The sequence below is a fragment of the Vibrio aestuarianus genome, assembly GCF_012395185.1.
GTDB lineage: Bacteria > Pseudomonadota > Gammaproteobacteria > Enterobacterales > Vibrionaceae > Vibrio > Vibrio aestuarianus.
This window is the reverse complement of sequence record NZ_JAAZTU010000105.1, coordinates 1-1,183: the sequence shown is the minus strand read 5'-3', so window position 1 is coordinate 1,183 and position 1,183 is coordinate 1. Positions and strand designations below refer to the sequence as shown.

Below are 1,183 nucleotides of genomic sequence, written 5' to 3'. Positions count from 1 at the left end.
CTAATAATGCATTTTCAAAGAATACAATTAGGACGCTTGAATAAAGAATTAAAAGTAGCTCAACGATTAGCACTAAACATATACGCATATATGTTTTGATTATTTTGTTTAATGTGTCTATATTGAATTCAATCATTATGATTCTCCTTTGTTCATTGTTGTTCTAGTTGATTCATGATGTTTTATATGGGATTTATAGGTATCTATTATAAGATTTATTCTATCTATCACTCTCGCATCATTACTATCAAAAGAAAATCCAGAGACAAATCCAGAGGCAAATTTTTCTTTATCTACTCCTTCTAAAAATACCAATCTCTTTTTTACTGATTGGTATAGTATTTCTCTAGGCATATTATGATAGTAAGCTTCATTATTAGAACAATAGCCTGATTCAATTTTAGGAAAAAAGTGTTCAAAGCCTCGTGAGCTAAACATGTAATTTTTAGAGAATGCAAGCTTCAAGCAGTATGGATCATCGTTTCCAATTTCTTTTTCTGCAAAATCACTGCGAAGTTGTTTTTGAATGTCAATTGATACAATCTCATTAAGAATATTTGCTTCTGTTTTTTCAAAAACAAATGCACTTTTGAAACCACGGTGAACATTACCGATTGCGAGCGTGAAAATTAAGATAGTAAGACCGAAAGTTACAGGACAAAATTGATTCTTAAACATTATCAGCCTCCTTTTCAATCGCTTCATTTCTCATTCTGCTCAACGTTACCGCATAGATAAACACGCAGAATTTAAACGCTGGTAAACCGAGAAGAACCGCTTCCATTAGACTTTCTGGAATCAGAAATTTTGGGGAGTATGACCAGATGTATAGAACCTCAAAGAAAGTTACTACAACCATTGTAAGAACAACGTGAAGGTTATCCTTTATATACCCAAGTGTTGAAGTGAATATATTGTCGTTATCATTGAATGAACGAATGAAAATTAAATACATGTAAGTAGTAAGTAATGCTAAATATATACATGTTTCGGGTTGTTCTAATGGTGAATAAATCTGGCTTATAAATAATGCTAATATAAAGAAGATTGGACTTTTCCACATCCCTCTAAATCTATATGTTTTTGCAAGCTCTGTATTTGAAAGCAATTGTTTTATTTTTGTTAGTGTATTCATTTTAATATTCCTTGTTTGTTATGTAGTTTCCTACATTTATAGGAATAC

At 30.9% G+C, this 1,183-nt stretch carries 2 protein-coding genes; both read right to left on the bottom strand.

The window, feature by feature from the left end:
- Positions 1-135: 135 nt before the first annotated feature.
- A complete protein-coding gene (locus HGG78_RS18800) occupies positions 136-678 on the bottom strand; it encodes a hypothetical protein (RefSeq protein ID WP_172533823.1) in 543 nt (180 codons plus the stop codon).
- Positions 671-1,135: a hypothetical protein gene (locus HGG78_RS18795; RefSeq protein WP_172533822.1), complete on the bottom strand. Its 465-nt coding sequence runs from the start codon at positions 1,133-1,135 to the stop codon at positions 671-673. Before HGG78_RS18795 ends, HGG78_RS18800 begins: the two co-directional genes overlap by 8 nt.
- Positions 1,136-1,183 lie beyond the last annotated feature (48 nt).